The organism is Cupriavidus sp. P-10 (genome assembly GCF_003402535.2).
Lineage (GTDB): Bacteria > Pseudomonadota > Gammaproteobacteria > Burkholderiales > Burkholderiaceae > Cupriavidus.
On record NZ_AP025172.1, the window covers coordinates 1131386 to 1149404 of the forward strand.

The following is an 18019-nucleotide window of genomic DNA, read 5'->3' on the forward strand; positions in this document are numbered from 1 at the left end:
GCAATTGCACGCCGACGGTCTCGTCGCGGGCCACAGACTTCTGTGTGTCGCCCCATGGAGGACGCCCAAGCATTGGTCGAGGTCACCGCCTCTCCGATGCCTGCTGTGCACGTCAATGCGCTTTGCTCAGTGCCACGAGCGTGCTATCGTTATACAAAACTGCCGCACCACAAGGCCCATGGTCACAATCAAAGACATCGCCGCTCGCCTCAAGGTATCGCCCTCGACAGTAGGACGCGCACTCGCTGACGATTCGCGAATCAGTGAAGCTACCAAGCAGAAAGTGACTGAGGTCGCCAATGAAATGGGCTACGTGGCAAACCTTGCCGCGCGGATGATGCGAGGGGTATCCAGCAACCTCGTCGGCTTTGTCCTGCCGGACATTCGCAATGGTTTCTACTCAACGGTTGCCCACGCGCTGTCAAAGTGCCTGCAACGCGGCGGCTTTCAGCTTACGCTCTCGGAAACCGATGACGACCGCCTGGTCGAGTTGCATCACATCCGCGAACTCACCAGTGCAAACGTTGCAGGCATCATTATTGTGCCGACAGCGAAGCCCCATCCCGATTCCGTCAAGTTGCTGAAGATGTTGCCGCACATCCAGTTGCTGCGCCGGCATGCGTCTCTGGGCGAACAGTGGTTCGGAATTGACGACACACAGGCGATTTACGAAGCAACCAGCCATCTCGTCCAGCTCGGTCACCATCGCATCGGATACATCGGGCCCACGGATGAACTGCCGACAGGCTCAGCGCGCCTGAAAGGCTTCCATCAGGCGCTGCCTCGTGGCGAAAACGTCAATCCTGCCTTGGTGCAACTTGTTGCGCCCGGGTCGATCGACATCGGCCGGGAGGCCACGCGTCGTCTGCTGTCGCTACCGACCCCGCCAACAGCGATTGTTGCGGGATCGGTGCAAACAACGCAAGGTGTACTCGATGAGCTGACGGCGCAAGGAATCCGGGTACCCGACGATCTTTCCGTCGTCGGATTCGGCGACGAGATCGGATTCCGCTGGTGGGGACCCGGATTGACTACCGTCGGACTTCCCGTCTATGACCTGGCAACGGCGTGCGGTCTCTGGTTCGTGCATCAAATCAAGGACAACGCAATCACGTCTGCGCCCTACACTTCCATATCTCCCGCAACGCTCATCGTTCGTGGCAGCACGAAGCAACTCGCCCCGGCGCCAGGCCGACGGGCCGCGTCGCCGCGCCGCCGCACGGCTGTTGCTGGTTGAAACAGGCGAGGGGCACCCTCAGCGCAAGCATCGAACGCTAAGGCACGCCGCCCCTGGAGGGCTCATGCGCCCATCCACTCGCGCTCGCAGCTTTCATGCCGCCGGCGCAACTGATCTACCAGTTCGGGCACCGCACTGAACAGATCGGCCAGCAGCCCCTGCGGCGCTGAAAATCGGTGACATCCGAGTTTTCACATCCTGGTCGAGTACCTTCACTTGGCCACCTTCTTAGCCATCAACTCCCCATGCCTATATCGGGATGCTTCGGCATCACCGCACGGCCCGCGTCAGGTGCCTCACCTGCGGACAATCTCAAGCCTTGCACGGAAAGCCCGCGCATGGAGTCACCATCAGAGCCACCTTATTTGCGCCAACGATAGCATTAAATGTACCGTGCCACAACTTCCGAAACCACATTGGAGGTTGACTGCACCGAGACACAGCACCTACACTAGCGTGAATGCTAACGTTCGCACAACGCAGAAGGTACCACACCCATGCGCGGCGGGGCACGGCTGCATTTAAGACTACATAACCGCAATGAGAGGAGACACTCATGACTGCTTTCCACCACGATGCCGGCTATGAGCGCAGGACGCTCGTACTGCTGGGCCTCAGCTTCGGGCTGGTAGGTTTTGACCGTTGGCTGATGGCACCGCTTTTTCCGCACATGATGCGCGAACTGGGCCTGAATTTTTCGCAGCTGGGCAGCATGATCGGAGTACTCGGCGTCGCTTGGGGACTGTGGTCTATTGCCATGGGCCCGCTCTCGGACCGGATCGGCAGACGGAAGATCCTCGTGGTCACGATGGTTGCCTTCTCATTGCTTTCTTGCCTGTCCGGCTTTGCCTCCGGCTTCATGAGCCTGATGCTGCTGCGCGCCGCGATGGGGGTGGCGGAGGGTACCTTTACCCCCGCGAGCCTCGCCGCCAACAGCGAAGCGTCGCTGCCAGCCCGGCGCGGACTGAACCTGGGACTCCAACTGAGCATGATGCCGCTGATGGGCCTCGGCCTCGCCCCCATCGTGGCCACGCAGCTGTTGCAGGTCGTACCCTCCTGGCACTGGGTATTCACCATCTCCGCGGTACCGGGCCTGATCATCGCCGCCCTCATCTGGCGCTGCATTCATGACCGCAGCGCCGCCGCGCCCGCCGCAGCGGCCGCAGACCACGCAGGCAAGCCGCGCTGGACCGAACTACTGGTCCGCCGCAATGTCATTGTCGCAACCGCCGCGATCCTGTGCGCCATGAGCGGCATTTTCGTCATCGGGGCGATGGTACCCACCTATCTGGTTACCGTACTGCACCTCGATACGCAGAGCATGGGATTTGTCGCCTCGGCCGTCGGCTTTGGCGGCTTCTTCGGCTCGTTTTGCCTGGCGGGTATCTCCGACTACATCGGCCGTCGGCCCACGGCCCTGATTGCCTTCGCCGCCGCTGCCGTGCTGCTGTACTTCTTCTCGTGCACCGGATCCAATCCCAAACTGCTGTTTGCCCTCCTGTTCGGCGTGGCCTTCTTCGCGATCGGCTTGCTCAGCCTGCTCAGCGGCCCGGTGGCAACCGAAGCTGCGCCTCCCGGCCTCGTCGCTTCCACCATCGGTCTCGTTTCAGGCGTGGGCGAAATCTTCGGCGGCGGCGTCGCGCCAGTCATTGCCGGATTCGTGGGGCAGCATTTCGGTCTCGCCCGTACCCTCGATTTCGCCCTTTACAGCCTTATCGCTGGCGCGGCGATCGCTGTACTTCTCGTCGAGACCGCCCCACGCCGCCGCGCAGCAGGTGTCGCCGCCAGCCATGCAACCGAAGACGTCCTCGTCAGCATCACACCCAATCAGGAACGCTCTCTTCCCTGAAACTTCCTAGCCCAGCTGAGTCGGATCCGATGCACATAGTCTGGACCACCCCCGAAGGCGGTGGTGGTCCAAACTACCCCAACATGCGCAGTCCGTCGACCACCACATCTTGCCAAGACCGTCATGCCTCCCGTACTGGTAAATATCTCCACTGCTGCCTGCACTCCTTTCCCTGCCTTGTTGTTCGAGAACCGGGCACTGGCGCTGGCCTACTGGCAGTCCGCCGGTCTGCGCGGAACCGGTTCAATGATGGCGTTTCTCGACGACTGGGTCACAAACTCGGAGATCCTCCAAACGCTGACCAGCGCCAGATCGACGCAGGAAGCCATCATCGAACATGGCGCGGATATCGCCGGCCTAAGACTGAATCAGCCAGTTTCCCCTCGCCAGGTCTATTGCACGATCGCGAACTATCGCAGCCAGCTTGTGGAATCTGCCCTGGATGCAGCAGATGGGCCGCAAGGGCCGCAAGCACATGCCCGACGCGAAGCAGTGCTCCAATCTATTGAAACCCGGCGCAGCGATGGTAAACCCTATATCTGCCTGAAAGGAGCGGCTTGCGTATCCGGCCCGTACGACGTGCTGCCTGTTGAGGCCGATATGGCCTCCCTTGACTGGGAAGTCGAGATCGGGATCGTTATCGGTCGTCATACGCAGCATATCGATGCAGCAAGCGCGTTCGACTATGTCGCAGGCTACTGCGTGGTGAATGATATTACGCTGCGTGACAGCGTCTTTCGCCTAGACCTGCCAATGCTTGGCGCTGACTGGTTGCAGTCCAAGTCCCGCAAGGGCTGGTTGCCGACCGGACCGTGGCTGGTGCCGGTGTGGGAGATTGAAGATCCATCGGCACTGCGCCCGTGGCTGCGCCTCAACGGTGACTTGATGCAGGACGGCATGGCCAACGACATGGTTTTCAGCATTGCCGAGCAGATCGCCTACCTGTCGACGCAGGCTCCGCTGCAACCAGGTGACCTCATCTGCACCGGGACACCGGCGGGAATCGGCAGTCACCACGGTCGGTATCTGCGCGCCGGGGACGTCGTCCAGGCAGGTGTAGACGGTCTGGGCGCTCAACGCGTTTTGTGTACACGGCCCGATTGAGGCCACCTGTTTGCCACCAAGGGAGCGAAGGGAAAATCATGTCTGCTATCGTATTGCTGACGGACTATGCTTGGCCGGACGACTCGGTCGAGCGTCGCGTCATTGAATCTGCCGGCTTCAGGCTGGTCACCGGACCGGCATCCCCCGCGCCGGAAGCCGCCATCGATGCACTCGTCGAGCAGCATCAACCGGATGCGATCATGACCTGCTGGGCGCCGGTGTCGTCCGCGGCGATTCACGCAAGCTCAAGCCTCAAGGTCGTAGCGCGGCTCGGGGTGGGACTCGACAACATCGCGGTTGATGCGGCAACGGAGCACGGCGTCTGGGTCACGAACGTACCGGACTACTGCGTCGCCGAAGTCTCGGACCATGCCGTCGCCTTTGCCCTGGCATGGACCCGCGGGCTCATTAGCTTTGACCGCGAGGTTCGATCCGGGCGTTGGAACCCGGCGAGCGCAAACCTAAGACGGCTCGCCAACATGACATGCGGGATCATTGGCTACGGCCGAATCGGCCACGCAACCGCGATGAAGCTGAATGCCTTTGGTTGCCGGATCCTTGCCCATACGCTGTATCCCCCAGCCGACGCAGGACATGTCCAGTTTGTCGGCTTTGAAGATCTGATGGCAGAAAGCGACATCGTGATCGTCCATGTGCCGTTGACCGAGTCGACCTATCACCTGATCAACCGGTCGAGTCTTGCGCTGATGAAGCAGGACAGCTTGCTCATCAACGTCAGCCGGGGAGCTATCGTAGATACTGACGCCGTGGTCGAAGCGCTCGAGACAGGGCAGCTCTCTGGCGCCGCCCTGGATGTGCTAGAGACTGAGCCGGCGGTGCCGCAGGCGCTCTTGTCTTGCACAGGCGCGATGCTGACTCCGCACGTTGCGTTCTCATCTGACGCATCGCTGACGGAACTGCGTCGACGTGCAGCCGAGGAAGTGGTCCGCGTGCTGCAAGGGTCGACGCCCGAGCAGCCACGCAACGATCCCCGGCCGCAGCACGCGCACCGGTAATGCGTTTCGACAACACCGGTTCGTTCCACACATGCTACGCGGGGCCATCTCAGCATTGCTGCATGCCCTGCCGGCCTAAAGCGCGCGATGACTCGCAAGCGTCGTCCGCCGCAATGCCATTGACTTCAACCGCTAAGGCGACATGACGATCTCCGAAACATTTTCATCCTTTGACGTCGAGCAGACGCTCCTTGTGTCCTTCCTGACTTCTCACGGCCTCATGTCCGCTGCTGAGGAAGCGTCCTTCAGCCGCCTGACCGGAGGTGTGTCATCCGATATCTGGAAAGTCGACCTGCCTGGCCGTACTTTTGCCGTCAAACGTGCACTGGGTAAACTCAAGGTAGCTGCAGACTGGGAGGCCCCCTTGACACGCAATGCCTATGAGTGGGCATGGTTGCAGTTTGCCTCGGAGCACGTGCCCGACAATGTTCCGCGGCCGATCGCTCGCGATGCCGAGGCAGGACTCTTCGCGATGTCGTTCCTTCCGCCTCGGATGTACCCCGTCTGGAAGGCCCAGCTGATGGCAGGCCATATCGAGTGGTCAGTAGCAAATGAAGTCGGTCGTGTCCTCGCCAAGCTGCATGCCGCCAGCGCGGCGAAACCGGATCTCGCGGCCAAGTTCGATTCGGCAGAGAACTTTCACGCGCTTCGGCTCGAACCGTACCTCCTTGCCACGGCGGCACGAAACCCTCACGTAGCTGATGTACTGGTGCAGCTTGCCCAACGGACTCGCGACACGCGGCTTGCCCTGGTTCATGGCGATGTGAGTCCGAAGAACATCCTGGTCGGCCCCAAAGGCCCCGTGTTTCTCGACGCCGAATGCGCATGGTACGGGGATCCCGCGTTCGATCTCGCCTTCTGCCTCAACCACCTGCTGCTGAAGTGCATCGTGCAACCGGATAGCCGTGACGCATTGATTAAGTGCTTCGAATCCTTGGCCACGGAGTATCTTCAACAAGTCAGCTGGGAGCCAGCCGACGGCCTGGAAGCACGTGCGGCCAGCCTGCTGCCTGCGCTGCTGTTGGCGCGTGTCGACGGCAAATCACCCGTCGAATACCTTAGCCAGGAAAAGCATAAGGAACTGGTACGCTCGGTGGCCTTTGGCTTCTTGCGCCAGCCGGTATCCAGGTTGATGGAAGTAGCCGACGGTTGGCGCGTTGCGCTAGCACGCGGCTGCTGAATCGACGGGCTAGCGCCCAGAAGCAGGATCCACCGCTCCGCCCTCGCCTCCTGCGTTCGCTCAGGAGGCAGCCTCTCCTGTTAGTGTGACGTGTGAAAACCTGGCGCGAAGGAAAAAACGCGTTCATAAGATATCCCCCCATGCGGTAGCGGCGCGCCTCAGCCGCAGGCGACGAAAGGCATCTGGCTTGCCATCTCCGTGATGTCCGGTACGCTGGCGGAAGGAGGTCGGTCAACAATGTCGGCGACCGCATCGGCGACGTGGCGAGCATCGACATCTGCTCAGGTGTCACCGTGCCATTGGCTTGCAGCACGCCCTTCTGCATTCGTCCCGACAGCTCGCTCAGTGCATTGCCGATGTCGATGGGGCTACAGAGATGGCGCGGCCATCCAGTGCAATGCTCTTGGTCAGCCTCTGTAGCGCGTGCTTGCAGGCTGCGTAAGGCGATGACAATGGACGATGCACATGCGCAGTGATCGAGCCATTGTTGATCATTCGCGCGCCCTGCGGCGATTGGCGCCGCATCAAGAATGTCCGCCTCGTGCTATGACAGGTTCATTGACTGGTGTTGCGGATCCGTGCTTGCTGCGAGCCGCGGCCTTGAGACCGATGGCGCGCCAGCCGATGGCGCACTACCCACACAACAGCCCGTACTGCTACCTCATCAGAAGTGCATTGCACCAGGTCATGGCAGCGATCGAGCGAAGCTGAATCCGGATAAATGCCCAGTTCGGCCGCCGCGCCAAGCACTACGGCGATCTCGCGCGGCGAGCCGGCGGCCATCGCACCGTTGATCAACGCGATGACGTGCTGGCGGGGGCAGCCAGCAACATTGCGCAGCGAGCCGGCCAGAGCCCGAATGCAGCTCAGTAGTTCCGAAGGTGAGTGATTGCGTAGGCTCGCCTGCCGGCGCGGCGTCCCAACCGCAGCGTTGTTCATGAAGTTCTCGCAATGGCTGAGAGCTATGCCGGGAAATGATGTCGGCGGGATCGAAGACGGCCTTGACCGCTTCCATTAGTCGCGGATCCGGCGGGCCCTCGTACTGATTGGAATGCGTGACGCATGATTTACCCGCTTCCCTGATCAGCGCTGATGCTGCCGCCGAACTGCATCACCTGCTCCAGCGATGCGTCAGTGAGCGAGGCGCCCTTACGGGCGGCCCGGTCGTCCGGTGCACCGGATGGGCGCGACGGGTCGTAGTCCCAAGAATGCCCGGAGACAAACAGCCGGATGCCTGGGCATAGTGTGAGCCGACGCGCCTCGTCGATAAAGAGCTGCTTGAGGGCGTACGTAGCCACTATTGTCCTTGCGCAGCTTGCAGAGGTCGTTGTAGACCGCGCCCGATGGCTGGACCGCCGGTACCCAATACCAGTTCGCGGGCCATGCCGAAGTACGCGACGTTGACACCGCCTGCATTGGTCGCCAGGTTCCGCCGGTCTGGCAGGAACCCACGGCGCCCAGGCGACCCCAACGCTCGCAGCCGCACTCTGCTGCGATAACCTGCGGCCGCGGCTAGGTAATCGACCGCGAAGGATGCGGCAACCGGTTCTTCCTCGGGAGCATCGATAGCAGCAATGCATCTCGATTGATGAAATGATGCTTCAGCGCCATCATCACATGACCGCAAATCAGCGCCAGTATCATGTAGGCTAGCACCTTGTGCACCACACTCAGAGTCACGGTCAGTGCCGGATTCTTGTCGATAAGCGGCGGCAGGAAAAAGATCTCGGCCACCGGAATCTTGTAACCCGCAGCAGAACTCCATAGCCATCCCGAAAGGGGAAGTGCGACCATACAAGCATAGAGTAGAAAGTGACCGATCTTCGCTGCGTTTCGTTCCAGGCTTGACATCCCGTCCGGCGCCGCAGGAGCGGGGTGTGTCAGACGCCAGATGATCCGAATGGCAATGAGAAAGAGCGTCACGCTCGCGACAGACTTATGGATCATGATACTGTCCGTCTGGATTTTTTCTTTCAAGGTGAGCAGGCTCGAGTAGTAGCCAATTACCCAGGCGACGAGAATCAGCACCGCCATTGACCAATGCAGTAGTTTGGCCATGGTCGTATAGTTGGTTTTCTCCATTATTTGTCTCCTCTGATCGTAGATGGTGCGAAGCGCCAGCGATGCCGGCCTTCGATCCCTGAACTTCATCGATTCTGTCCCCGCCCTTCTCCCCGCCAGCTTTTTATCTTTCTGTCTGATCGGTTTGAACTCCCGCTGAACGCAACGGAGGCCTTCAGCAGGAGGACCAGGCACTTACGGGATCACGACGTAGTTGCTGAACCCTCCGTCGCGGTCCTTGAGTCCGGAAATCGCCTCATTGACGTCCGCGAGCGGGAAGCAGCGGTTCTCCAGATACGACAGATCAATGGTTCCCGTGCGCACCATCTCCGCCATCTCCTGTCCTTGCGCAGTCGTGAACCAGTTCGAGCCAATCAACTGGATCTGCTCGTCCATCAGCCACTTGACATCGACCGGAAGATTCTCCGCGACGCCGCCGACATTGACCACCTTGCCGCCACGTCGCACGCCCTTCATCGAGTCGAGCATCGTCGATGCAGGCGCCTTTGCACCCAACGCACTGATCACGAAATCGGCGCCCTCGCCACCAGTCAGCGAGCGCGCCCACTCTCCGGTTGACTTTTCACCGAGGCGGATCACCTCGATCCGGTCGGGCGCAAGCGCCTTCACGCGCTGCAGGAGCCGCTCATCCCGGCCGGTTCCAATAATCCGGGAAAGCCCCATCGCGAGGCCAAGAACCGTCGCCGCTACCCCAAGCGTTCCGGTAATGCCGTCGATCAGCGCGACCTGGCCCGGCCCCGCGCCCGCGTTCTTCAGCGCTCCGTAGGACGTGCCCAGGTAGCCGAACCTGCCGGCCCGCTCAAACGGCAGATTGTCGGGAATATTGACAATCGCGTACTCAGGGGCGGTCATGTACTCCGAGAAGCCACCGTATGGGTACAGGTCGAAGATCTTCTGGCCATCACGGCTGGTGCTGAAATAGCCGTTGAGCGTGTAATAGCGGCAAAGACTGCGGTGCCCCGCCTTGCAGGCCGAGCACGAACCGCACGAGCGCAACGGGCTGACATAGACCCGGTCGCCAGGCTTCGCATTGATCACGGCTTCACCGACTTCTTCGATCACGCCCGCCGGATCCAGCCCGAAAATGGCCGGAAACTTCGGCAACGGCTGGTGCGGAAACCATGTCATCCAGTTATTGATCACATTCGCCATGTTCGGCACGATGCCGCAAGCTTTCACGCGCACCAGCACATCGGTCGGGCGGGGCTTCGGCACAGGAATCGTGTCGAGCGTCATCGGCGTACCAAGGGCATGCAGCCTGGCTGCAACCATTGTCTTTTCCATACAGTACCTTTTGCAGTTAAATCAGTTCGAACTAGACTGTTGTCGCAGGGCGTATCAGCGATAGCCCTCTTCCAGCTCGATGTCCAGCGCGCCCATGATGCGCACGCCTGAGTTGTACCAGCCAATGGTCAGCACCAGTTCGACCAACTGGCGTTCCGGAAGGAACTCGGCTGCCGCGCCCCAGGTCTGCGCGCTGACATTCACCTTTTGCGTAGACTCTTCGGCGAACTTCATTACGGCGCGCTCGCACGCGTCAAAAAGCGGCGACGTTTTGAACTCCGGGATTGCCTTCAGTTGCGCTTCGCTGATCCCCGCCTTTAGGCCGTGCGACTGATGATGTGCAATCTCATACTCCGATCCGGTGCAATGCCCGACCGTGAGAATTGCAAGCTCGCGAAGTCTGGGGCTCAGTTCCGAAGCGCGCAGCGCGTTTGCATATGACAGGAACTGATCCAGGATTTCAGGCACATTCGCGAGTGCCCTGAAGATGTTGGCGGTGGGGACTTTTCGTTCGCGTTCGAGCCTGTCAAAGATAGCCTGGTCGGCACCAGCGCAGTTCGAACGATCAAGGTATTTGATTCGTGACATGATTGGAAAACCTCTTTCTATGCCTGATTTTTTGCCAATAGCTGCTTCTGTACGTAGCTTTCGAGCGTCTCGGGTTTTGGTTTTTCCACCGCCGGAATGAGCGATGCCTCCTCGAAGCTTGTGGCCTCGAAGTACCACCGTTCCGGTGCCGGAAGACCCCAGCGCACGTTCGTGCTTAGCGTGGCCGCATCCCACCGCACTGGTTCAAGCTCGGTGTCGATGGTCTGGTAGTGACTGTTGAACAGCTCTACACGATGCCCATCGGGATCGCGTAGATAGACAAAGAGCATTCCCCCCGGGCCGTGACGGCCTGGTCCGCGTTCGACCTCTGTGCCGTACCCGTAGATTCCGGCAAAGTCACACGCGTCGAAAATGTTGTGCGACTCGGAGACGGTATAGGCGAAGTGATGCAGCTTCGGCCCTTCGTTCTGCACAATTGCCAGGTCAAGGCAGGTGCCCTTGCGATACATGAACGCGCCAAGCAACTTGTCACCATGCGCAAGGTATTCCGAGTTGCGGAAACCGAGCCGGCTGTAGAACGCGCACAATGCATAGGTGTCGGGCGCGAATATCTGGAAGTGATCGAGCCGCTGGGCGTGTGCCCCTTTGAAGATTTCGCGGTTCAGGTATTGACGCTCGCGCGTTTCCATCGTTGCGCAAAGTTCAATCTTCGTGCCGATCGGATCCGTGACATGAAGCGTGCGGCCCTGATACGCAACGTCAGCCCACTCTGCTGGCAAGCCCTCGTCTTTGAAAAATTGATAGGCGAGATCCAGATCCTCTTCGAAGAACACGCGAAAGCCCAATCGCTTGCATGTCGCCTCGCCTTGTGTCTGCACCAGGACAAGGCTGTGATGACAGGCCTCTGCCAGTCCGCGCAGATAGCAGACCTGATCGTCCTCATCGGAGACAACGAGACCCACGATATCGACGTAAAACTGGCGACTCTTCGCCAGGTCCGATACATGCAGGACGACATGGCTGGTCCGGGTGATGTTGAATGGCGGGCGAAGATTTACGGGTGGCAGCATACGAACCTCGTCTGGGGGGAATATTCAAAAGCGCGCGCTAACGTTCGCATAAAAATAGGGCAGAAGCCGGCAAAGATCAATAAGAGTTGTAGTGGGAAGTTTAGGGCTGCGCGGTCGCGGATGGTGTGCGCGCAAGCACTGCGATTTCTGCGGCCAGGCCGCTAACGGCATCCAACAGGAATTTCACGCTTGCCTCGTCGACCAGCCTGCCCTCCCGAACCTTGTCGTGAACGCCGGCGATGACCACCTGTGGCCAGGCAATGACGCGCGCGAGCATGCCGGAAAGCGTCTCTTTCAGTTGGGCCTGTGCGCGGACGCCACCGGTAAAGGCTGGTGAGCTGGTCACGATCAGCACCGGCTTGCCCTTCATTGGCGAAGTCAGTGCGGGGCGCGACACCCAGTCAAGCGCGTTCTTCAGGACTCCAGGCATGCCATGGTTGTATTCCGGCGAGCACAATATGATTCCATCGCTCGCCTCGATCGCAGACTTTAATCGCTGAACGCCTGGCGGCACGCCGCAAAGCTCCACGTCCTGGTTATAGGGCGGAATATCGTCCAGTGTGACGACGGAGAATCCGATGCCGGCTGGCATCGACATCTGTAGCGTTCTGAGCACGGCGGTATTGTTTGACTCCCGACGCATGCTTCCTGATATACCCAACAGCATAAGATCTGGCATTGACGACCACCTCTCTCTTGTACAGCGAAACATTGGGGACCGGTTTCGGATGCCTGTGCCCGCGACGCAGCCCGCGTCAGAGCTGAAACGGCAGCGCGCCCCAGCCGCTGAAGACCGCCTGCTTGCCAAGCGACTCCTCGATCCTTAGCACCTCGTTCCATTTCGCCGTGCGCTCGGAGCGTGAAAACGAACCTACCTTGAGCTGGCCAGCGTCCCAGCCGACACTCAGGTGAGCAATGGTCACATCCTCGGTTTCGCCGGAGCGCGCGGACACAATCGTGCCAAATCCGGCCGCCTTGCCCGCGACCAGCGCCTCATGCGCTTCGGTGATGGTGCCGGCCTGGTTAGGTTTGATCAGCACTGCGTTGGTATGGCCGGCCACCGCCGCGCTTGCGACGCGCTGTGCATTGGTGACAAGGTAGTCATCGCCGATAATCTGGCACCGGTGGCCATACTCCTTCGCGAACATGCCGAAACCAACCGGATCGTCTTCCGCCAATGGGTCCTCGATCGAGAGGATCGGATAGTTCGCCAGCCAGCCGCCAAGCATTCGGACCATCCCCTCCGTGTCGAGGGTGCGCCCGTCCAGCGCGAGCGTGTAGCTGCCATTGCGACCAAACTCCGAGGCCGCGATATCAAGCGAAATGCCGACCTGCGTGCCAAGGTGCAAGCCCGTGTCGCTGATGGCAGCGACCAACGCGTCAAGTGCCTCTTCGTTGCAATCAAACGTGGGCCAGTAGCCCCCTTCGTCGGCAACGCCCTGCAACTTGCCGGCCTTCTTCATCAGTGCCCCCGCCGCGCGATAGATTTCGGCGGTCCAGTCCAAGGCCTCGCTGAAGCTGCTCGCGCCTGGGCACATCACCATGAAGTCCTGAACGTCAACGCGTCGCGCCGCATGGGCGCCACCGCCAAAAATCTGGATTTCGGGCAGCGGAATGCGCACCGTCCGGTCGCCGGCAAGGTAGTGCCAGATGGGTTGCCCCGCGGCCGCCGCAGCCGCGTGCAGCACGGCCATCGAAGTTGCAACCAGCGCATTGCCGCCCAACCGTCCCCGGTTTGGGGTACCGTCCAGCTCCACCAGCCCTTTGTCGACCGCGGCCTGGTTTGAAGCGTCCCGGCCTGTCAGCAGGTTCGCAATGTCGCCGTTGACGGAGGCAACGGCGTTGGCAACGTCCAAGCCGCCAAAGGCAACACCGCCGTCTCGCAAGTCCATCGCTTCCCCGCTGCCGGTTGACGCGCCAGCCGGCGCAATCGCGCGACCGGTCACTCCGCATGCGAGCGTTATCTCCGCCTCCACAGTCGGACGGCCGCGGGAATCCCACACACGACGGCCGTGGACGCGCGTGATGGTTGTATCGGTCATATGCAGACTCCTGTTATTGAACCGAATGTTTGAATACATCGCATTTGACGTGGACCAGCCATTTCCCAAAGCGATTGCATAACCACGTTTTGCAACATAGTTGCGCTAGATGCTGGTGACGCGTTGGGCACCGACCAGTACAAAGGCCACGCTCGCCGGTACCTGGCCTCTGTTCCTCCAGGCGTGTCGCGTGCCGTTCTGTACGATCAGGTCATGCTTGCGAAGGTGTGTCACGTCGCCGTTGTCAAGCTCAAGCCAGATTTCACCGTCAAGGACAATGCCATAGTCGATGCTGGGCGTCGTGTGCATGCCGTCGGCCTCGAAGAGCTCTGCCAGGCCCGGGCTGATCCTTGCGTTCTCTTCTGCGGCCGACGCCGGATCGAAGTCTGGCGACGAAAAGACGCTGTCCGGCGGAAAAGTGACCACGAGGAAACGTGTCTCACCAACGGCGGGAACAATGCTCCGTACCGCAACCGTCGGATCCGTGCCATCGAAGGGCAACGTTGAAGATGACGGTGTCGCCCACACCAGACGCGACACCATCCCGGGGATATGCTGGAAGGCTTCGGAACGCGGCGCAGCGGCGTCCATGACCACAGCCGCAGTGCCTTTCGCGCCGTTACCGGTGACAACACGCCGAAGTTCGACTGGCAGTCCCGCTGTCTCTTGTGATTCGCTTTGCATCGCTGTCTCCGTTTTCGCCTGCAGATATAAGCCCCCCGTGTGCTGGCGAGCGGTTCGCAACCGGCGCTTTTTAATGCTAACGTTGGCATAAGTATGTGTCGGCAAAATTGTGATGTCAAGTCGAACCGAACATCCTCCCAACATTGACATCCTGTTTGGATAGCGCTAACGTTAGCACACCACTTTTGACATGGCGTGCATCATGAAGATCATCCGTTATCTGGCCGACGGTCGTGTTCACTACGGCCTTGCCGAACCTCAGGGAAGAATTGAGCGGCTGGCGGCCGCCCCCTGGGACACCCTGCAGCCATCTGGTCGCATTGACAATCTCAGCACCGTCAGGCTGCTCACGCCGATCGAGCGCCCGCGAGTCTTCGGCCTGGGCTACAACTATCGGGCGCACTCGCAGGAGGTGGGCAAGACCAGCCCCGCAATCCCGGTGCTTTTCATGAAGCCCAGCACTACGGTCATTGGCCCTGGCGATTCGATTGTCTACCCGTCAGATGGCCAGAATATTCATTTTGAAGGTGAACTCACCGTCGTGATCGGCAAGCAGGCGCGCCATGTGTCGGAGCAGGACGCGCTAAGCTACGTGCTGGGCTACACCTGCGGTAACGATGTCAGCGACCGCGTCCTGCAGCGCCGTGAAAGCGAGTTTGGCTGCCTCCTGGCTGGCAAGGGTTACGACACCTTTGCACCAATTGGACCCGTCATTGCCACCAACCTTGACCCGTCGAACCTGAACATCATTACCAGAGTGAACGGTGAAGTGCGGCAGGACGGAAGCACCGCAGACCTGATCTTCAGCGTGGCGCAGATCATCGCCTACTTAAGCAAGTACATGACGCTGCTCCCTGGCGACCTCATCATGACCGGCACGCCAGCGGGTGTCGGGCCCATCAAGGTGGGTGACACGATCGACGTGGAGATCGAAGGAATTGGCGTTCTTTCCAACAACGTCATTGCGGCCGCCAACATAGAGCCCTGAAGACTGAAGGCAGTAGTGCAGCACCGCGCCTCGGCTCGCAGGGCGGCTTCCGTGGGGGCTGCCGGATCCGCCATCGAGAATTAGGTACGCAGTAAGCGTCCCCTTCTCCAACCGTGAATCGCTGGGGGTCAGTCAGGGGCGCCGGGCAGTCCCACAATTCGGGGAAGTATGGCACACCACTTCCTGCCAGCATTACGGTTGCTCGCCGGCGCTTCGAACAACATACCCGCACGGTATCAACGCACGCAAATTCAGTATTGGACTGCTCCGAATCGCATGCGTCACTATCCACACCAGAAGTCGAATTGAGTGGGGACGCTGCCCAGCCCGGACAAGTCGCTAGGCGCCTTTCAATGGCCAGAAAAAGCACCGTCCCCGTTTGCGTCATATAAGGCCCAACGGAGACATGCATCGTATGACATATCTAGCGAAGCAAACAAGACACTGCCTGCTGGCAGGCAATCTCTTACTGAGCATGACTTGCTCCTCCCCAACAGCCGCGGCCCCACTGCTATTCGCAGACGAAGGAGTGTTCTTCATCGGGGGGCGACAGATCCAGTCCTCCGCGCCAGGAATCTCTCCTGCGGGTGCTGTCCCAGCGGGCACCATCGTGGTCGACCAGATGTACGTCCACTATCGTATTCCCGCGCAGGCGCCAAGCCGCACACCCATCGTTCTGGTTCACGGGGGCGGGCTCACAGGGGCGAGCTTTGAGACCACGCCGGACGGGCGCGAGGGGTGGGCGACTTATTTCGTGCGTCACGGGCACCCGGTGTATGTCGTCGACACGCCAGGCCGAGGTCGATCGGGCTTCGACGCTACACCGATCAATCAAGCCAAGAAGGATGGCAGCACGGGAGCGCTGCCATCGAGCGTCCTCATGGTGACGGCAGAACTGGCATGGACATTGTTCCGCTTTGGGCCAGCGTTCGGCACACCCTTCCCCGATACGCAGTTTCCAGTGGAAGCCATGTCGGCTTTTGGGGCGCAGGTCGTTCCTTTTGCGGAATCATTGCTCAAGAACGTCCCTATTGATACTGTGCCCAACAGCTTGGCAGCCTTGCTCGAAAAAATTGGGCCCTCCGTAGTTGTCGTCCATTCACTGTCGGGCCCTTTCGCAGATGCCCTCGTTGGGATACGGCCAAAACTGGTGCGGGCGGTCATAAATATCGAGGGCTCACAATCGATTGTACCCAGCGACGCACAGATTTCCGCCTATGCTGGCATCCCCGACCTTGAACTGTTCGGCGACAACCTTGATTCAGCTTCGTTCACCGGGCGTCCACGTTTCAATGCCCGTAAAGCCGTAGTCGAGCGCATCAATCGCGTTGCCGGCGGGCGCTCCGAAATCGTGACACTTCCGAGTGTTGGCATTCGGGGCAACTCCCACATGATCATGCAAGACAAGAACAACTTGCAGGTCGCGGACTTCATCCTGGACTGGCTGAGAACGCGTGCGTCGGAAGCAAGTCGATAGACGCGGGGCCGTAGCGTGAGGTTCCATTCGATGCATTCACAAGAGGAAACTTGACCATGGTTCCATTGCGCTCTCTTCGCGCTCTACTTCTTTGTTGCGCTGTCGCATTCGTGCCGGGCGCGCACGCGGAAGCGCCCGTCGTGGGAGGTCAGGCGCCGGGCTTCTACCGCCTCATGGTGGGCGAGTTCGAAGTGACGGCATTGTCGGACGGCACCAATCCGATGCAAGCCACAAGATTGTTGAACGGAGCCCCAGGCAAGGTCGCCACCTTGCTTAAGGATAATTTCCTCGGCGAGCGTGTGGAGACTTCGCATAATTCCTACTTGATCAACACCGGCAAGAATCTTGTTCTGATCGACGCTGGCGCCGGGGCGCTTCTCGGCCCCCAAACAGGCGACTTGCTGCACAACCTTCGCGCGGCCGGATACCAGCCGGAACAAGTTGATGAAGTCTATCTCACCCATTTGCACCCCGACCACGTCGGCGGCCTGGTCACTGGCGGAAAACAGACGTTTTCGAATGCGATTGTGCGCCTGGACAAGCGCGAGATGGACTTCTGGCTGAGCGAAGCAAGAATGCGCGCAGCCCCAGAAGGCATGAAGCGATTCTTTGAAGGCGCCATGGTTTCCCTCAGGCCGTACGTAGCGGCTCAAAAGGTGAAGCCCTTTGAAGGAAGCGTGCCGTTGATTCCCGGCATCAAATCGCAGAGTCTGTATGGTCATACTCCCGGGCACACAGGCTTTTCCATAGAGAGCAACGGCGAGAAGCTTCTCCTTTGGGGTGACATCATTCACGTCGTCGCCGTACAGTTCGAGGACCCGTCAGTCACCATCGCATACGACGCGGACGCCAGCACCGCGCGCGGCGAGCGGCAACGGATGCTGACCAACGCCGCCCAGCAGGGCTACCTAATCGGCGGCGCGCACGTTCCTTTTCCGGGCATCGGGCATGTGCGAACCGAAGGCGATGGCCAGTTCACCTTCTTGCCGGTTATCTACACGTCTCTGAAGTTGCCTCGATAGCATTGCGATTAGCGTCCGCTTGATCTGGATTTTGAGGAGCTCGCGCCAGTGAAACACCGGAAACGCCGGCGCCCCGTGCCGTGGCTAGGGAAGCAACCAGGACCGCCATCGTAACCTATCGGAGCAACCAGACCGAAGCCCTGCTGGAGCACATGCTGGCGACTCGGTACGCCCCGACCGGCGTCGAACCACCATATCGGGCTCCTGCTGGATAAGGCGCCCATCGTCTTGTGGCCATGGCAGCGACGCAGTCCGTCCCGCGCCGCGGCCTATAGGTTGCCGAGGTCTGGCACTACGTTGCTAACCTCGCGCGCCAATACGGCCTCAGCAGGCAAGCCATAGGGATCAAGATATCCCGGGGCAGCAAGTTGTAGATGCCGCAGCAACGGCGAACCCGGCCGAGGCGAGGTTCAAGTCACAGGAACCTAGGCTCTA

At 60.2% G+C, this 18019-nt stretch carries 17 protein-coding genes and 1 pseudogene; 8 read left to right on the plus strand and 10 right to left on the minus strand.

The genetic code is table 11. The features are described from left to right. Positions 1–178 precede the first annotated feature (178 nt). From CTP10_RS35150 to CTP10_RS35170, 5 genes are all read left to right on the plus strand, one after another. Positions 179–1237 (plus strand): LacI family DNA-binding transcriptional regulator, encoded by a 1059-nt coding sequence (locus CTP10_RS35150; RefSeq protein WP_116323206.1) that lies wholly within the window; start codon positions 179–181, stop codon positions 1235–1237. Between the two features lie 556 nt (positions 1238–1793). Then, a complete protein-coding gene (locus CTP10_RS35155; protein WP_116323207.1) occupies positions 1794–3086 on the plus strand; it encodes an MFS transporter in 1293 nt (430 codons plus the stop codon). Between the two features lie 123 nt (positions 3087–3209). After that, positions 3210–4190 carry a fumarylacetoacetate hydrolase family protein gene (locus tag CTP10_RS35160; protein ID WP_116323208.1) on the plus strand — a complete coding sequence of 327 codons (981 nt, stop codon included), beginning with the start codon at positions 3210–3212 and terminating at the stop codon, positions 4188–4190. 38 nt (positions 4191–4228) lie between these two features. Next, positions 4229–5206 carry a C-terminal binding protein gene (locus CTP10_RS35165; protein ID WP_116323209.1) on the plus strand — a complete coding sequence of 326 codons (978 nt, stop codon included), beginning with the start codon at positions 4229–4231 and terminating at the stop codon, positions 5204–5206. Positions 5207–5348: 142 nt separating this feature from the next. Next, positions 5349–6386, plus strand: coding sequence for a phosphotransferase family protein (locus tag CTP10_RS35170; protein WP_116323210.1), 1038 nt, complete (start codon positions 5349–5351; stop codon positions 6384–6386). 158 nt (positions 6387–6544) lie between these two features. Here CTP10_RS35170 and CTP10_RS35175 read toward each other — a convergent pair. From CTP10_RS35175 to CTP10_RS35220, 10 genes and pseudogenes are all read right to left on the minus strand, one after another. Further along, positions 6545–6914: pseudogene (locus CTP10_RS35175) on the minus strand (SDR family oxidoreductase); the annotation flags it as partial. Between the two features lie 27 nt (positions 6915–6941). Next, complete coding sequence (locus CTP10_RS35180; protein ID WP_147316314.1) at positions 6942–7325, minus strand: hypothetical protein; 384 nt, start codon at positions 7323–7325, stop codon at positions 6942–6944. A gap of 128 nt (positions 7326–7453) precedes the next feature. Then, positions 7454–7684 carry a hypothetical protein gene (locus tag CTP10_RS35185; RefSeq protein ID WP_116323211.1) on the minus strand — a complete coding sequence of 77 codons (231 nt, stop codon included), beginning with the start codon at positions 7682–7684 and terminating at the stop codon, positions 7454–7456. Positions 7685–7898: 214 nt separating this feature from the next. Then, entirely contained in the window at positions 7899–8468 is a 570-nt protein-coding gene (locus CTP10_RS35190; protein ID WP_116323212.1) for a cytochrome b, read from the minus strand. A 174-nt stretch (positions 8469–8642) separates the two neighbouring features. After that, positions 8643–9752 carry an alcohol dehydrogenase catalytic domain-containing protein gene (locus tag CTP10_RS35195; protein ID WP_116323213.1) on the minus strand — a complete coding sequence of 370 codons (1110 nt, stop codon included), beginning with the start codon at positions 9750–9752 and terminating at the stop codon, positions 8643–8645. A 54-nt stretch (positions 9753–9806) separates the two neighbouring features. Further along, positions 9807–10340 carry a carboxymuconolactone decarboxylase family protein gene (locus CTP10_RS35200; RefSeq protein WP_116323214.1) on the minus strand — a complete coding sequence of 178 codons (534 nt, stop codon included), beginning with the start codon at positions 10338–10340 and terminating at the stop codon, positions 9807–9809. 17 nt (positions 10341–10357) lie between these two features. Next, positions 10358–11371, minus strand: coding sequence for a VOC family protein (locus tag CTP10_RS35205; RefSeq protein WP_116323215.1), 1014 nt, complete (start codon positions 11369–11371; stop codon positions 10358–10360). Positions 11372–11471: 100 nt separating this feature from the next. After that, complete coding sequence (locus CTP10_RS35210; protein ID WP_116323216.1) at positions 11472–12050, minus strand: NADPH-dependent FMN reductase; 579 nt, start codon at positions 12048–12050, stop codon at positions 11472–11474. 76 nt (positions 12051–12126) lie between these two features. Then, on the minus strand, positions 12127–13413 hold the full coding sequence (gene eno / locus CTP10_RS35215) for a phosphopyruvate hydratase (RefSeq protein WP_116323217.1): 1287 nt from the start codon (positions 13411–13413) through the stop codon (positions 12127–12129). Between the two features lie 105 nt (positions 13414–13518). After that, positions 13519–14097: a cupin domain-containing protein gene (locus tag CTP10_RS35220; RefSeq protein ID WP_116323218.1), complete on the minus strand. Its 579-nt coding sequence runs from the start codon at positions 14095–14097 to the stop codon at positions 13519–13521. Between the two features lie 202 nt (positions 14098–14299). Here CTP10_RS35220 and CTP10_RS35225 point away from each other — a divergent pair, with 202 nt between their 5' ends. The 3 genes from CTP10_RS35225 (at position 14300) to CTP10_RS35235 (ending at position 17584) form a co-directional block, all read left to right on the plus strand. Next, the gene (locus tag CTP10_RS35225; protein WP_116323246.1) at positions 14300–15085 is read left to right on the plus strand and encodes a fumarylacetoacetate hydrolase family protein; all 786 of its coding nucleotides are present in this window, start codon (positions 14300–14302) and stop codon (positions 15083–15085) included. A gap of 529 nt (positions 15086–15614) precedes the next feature. Then, on the plus strand, positions 15615–16562 hold the full coding sequence (locus tag CTP10_RS35230) for a lysophospholipase (RefSeq protein WP_233528417.1): 948 nt from the start codon (positions 15615–15617) through the stop codon (positions 16560–16562). Between the two features lie 56 nt (positions 16563–16618). After that, the gene (locus tag CTP10_RS35235) at positions 16619–17584 is read left to right on the plus strand and encodes an MBL fold metallo-hydrolase (RefSeq protein WP_116323220.1); all 966 of its coding nucleotides are present in this window, start codon (positions 16619–16621) and stop codon (positions 17582–17584) included. Positions 17585–18019 lie beyond the last annotated feature (435 nt).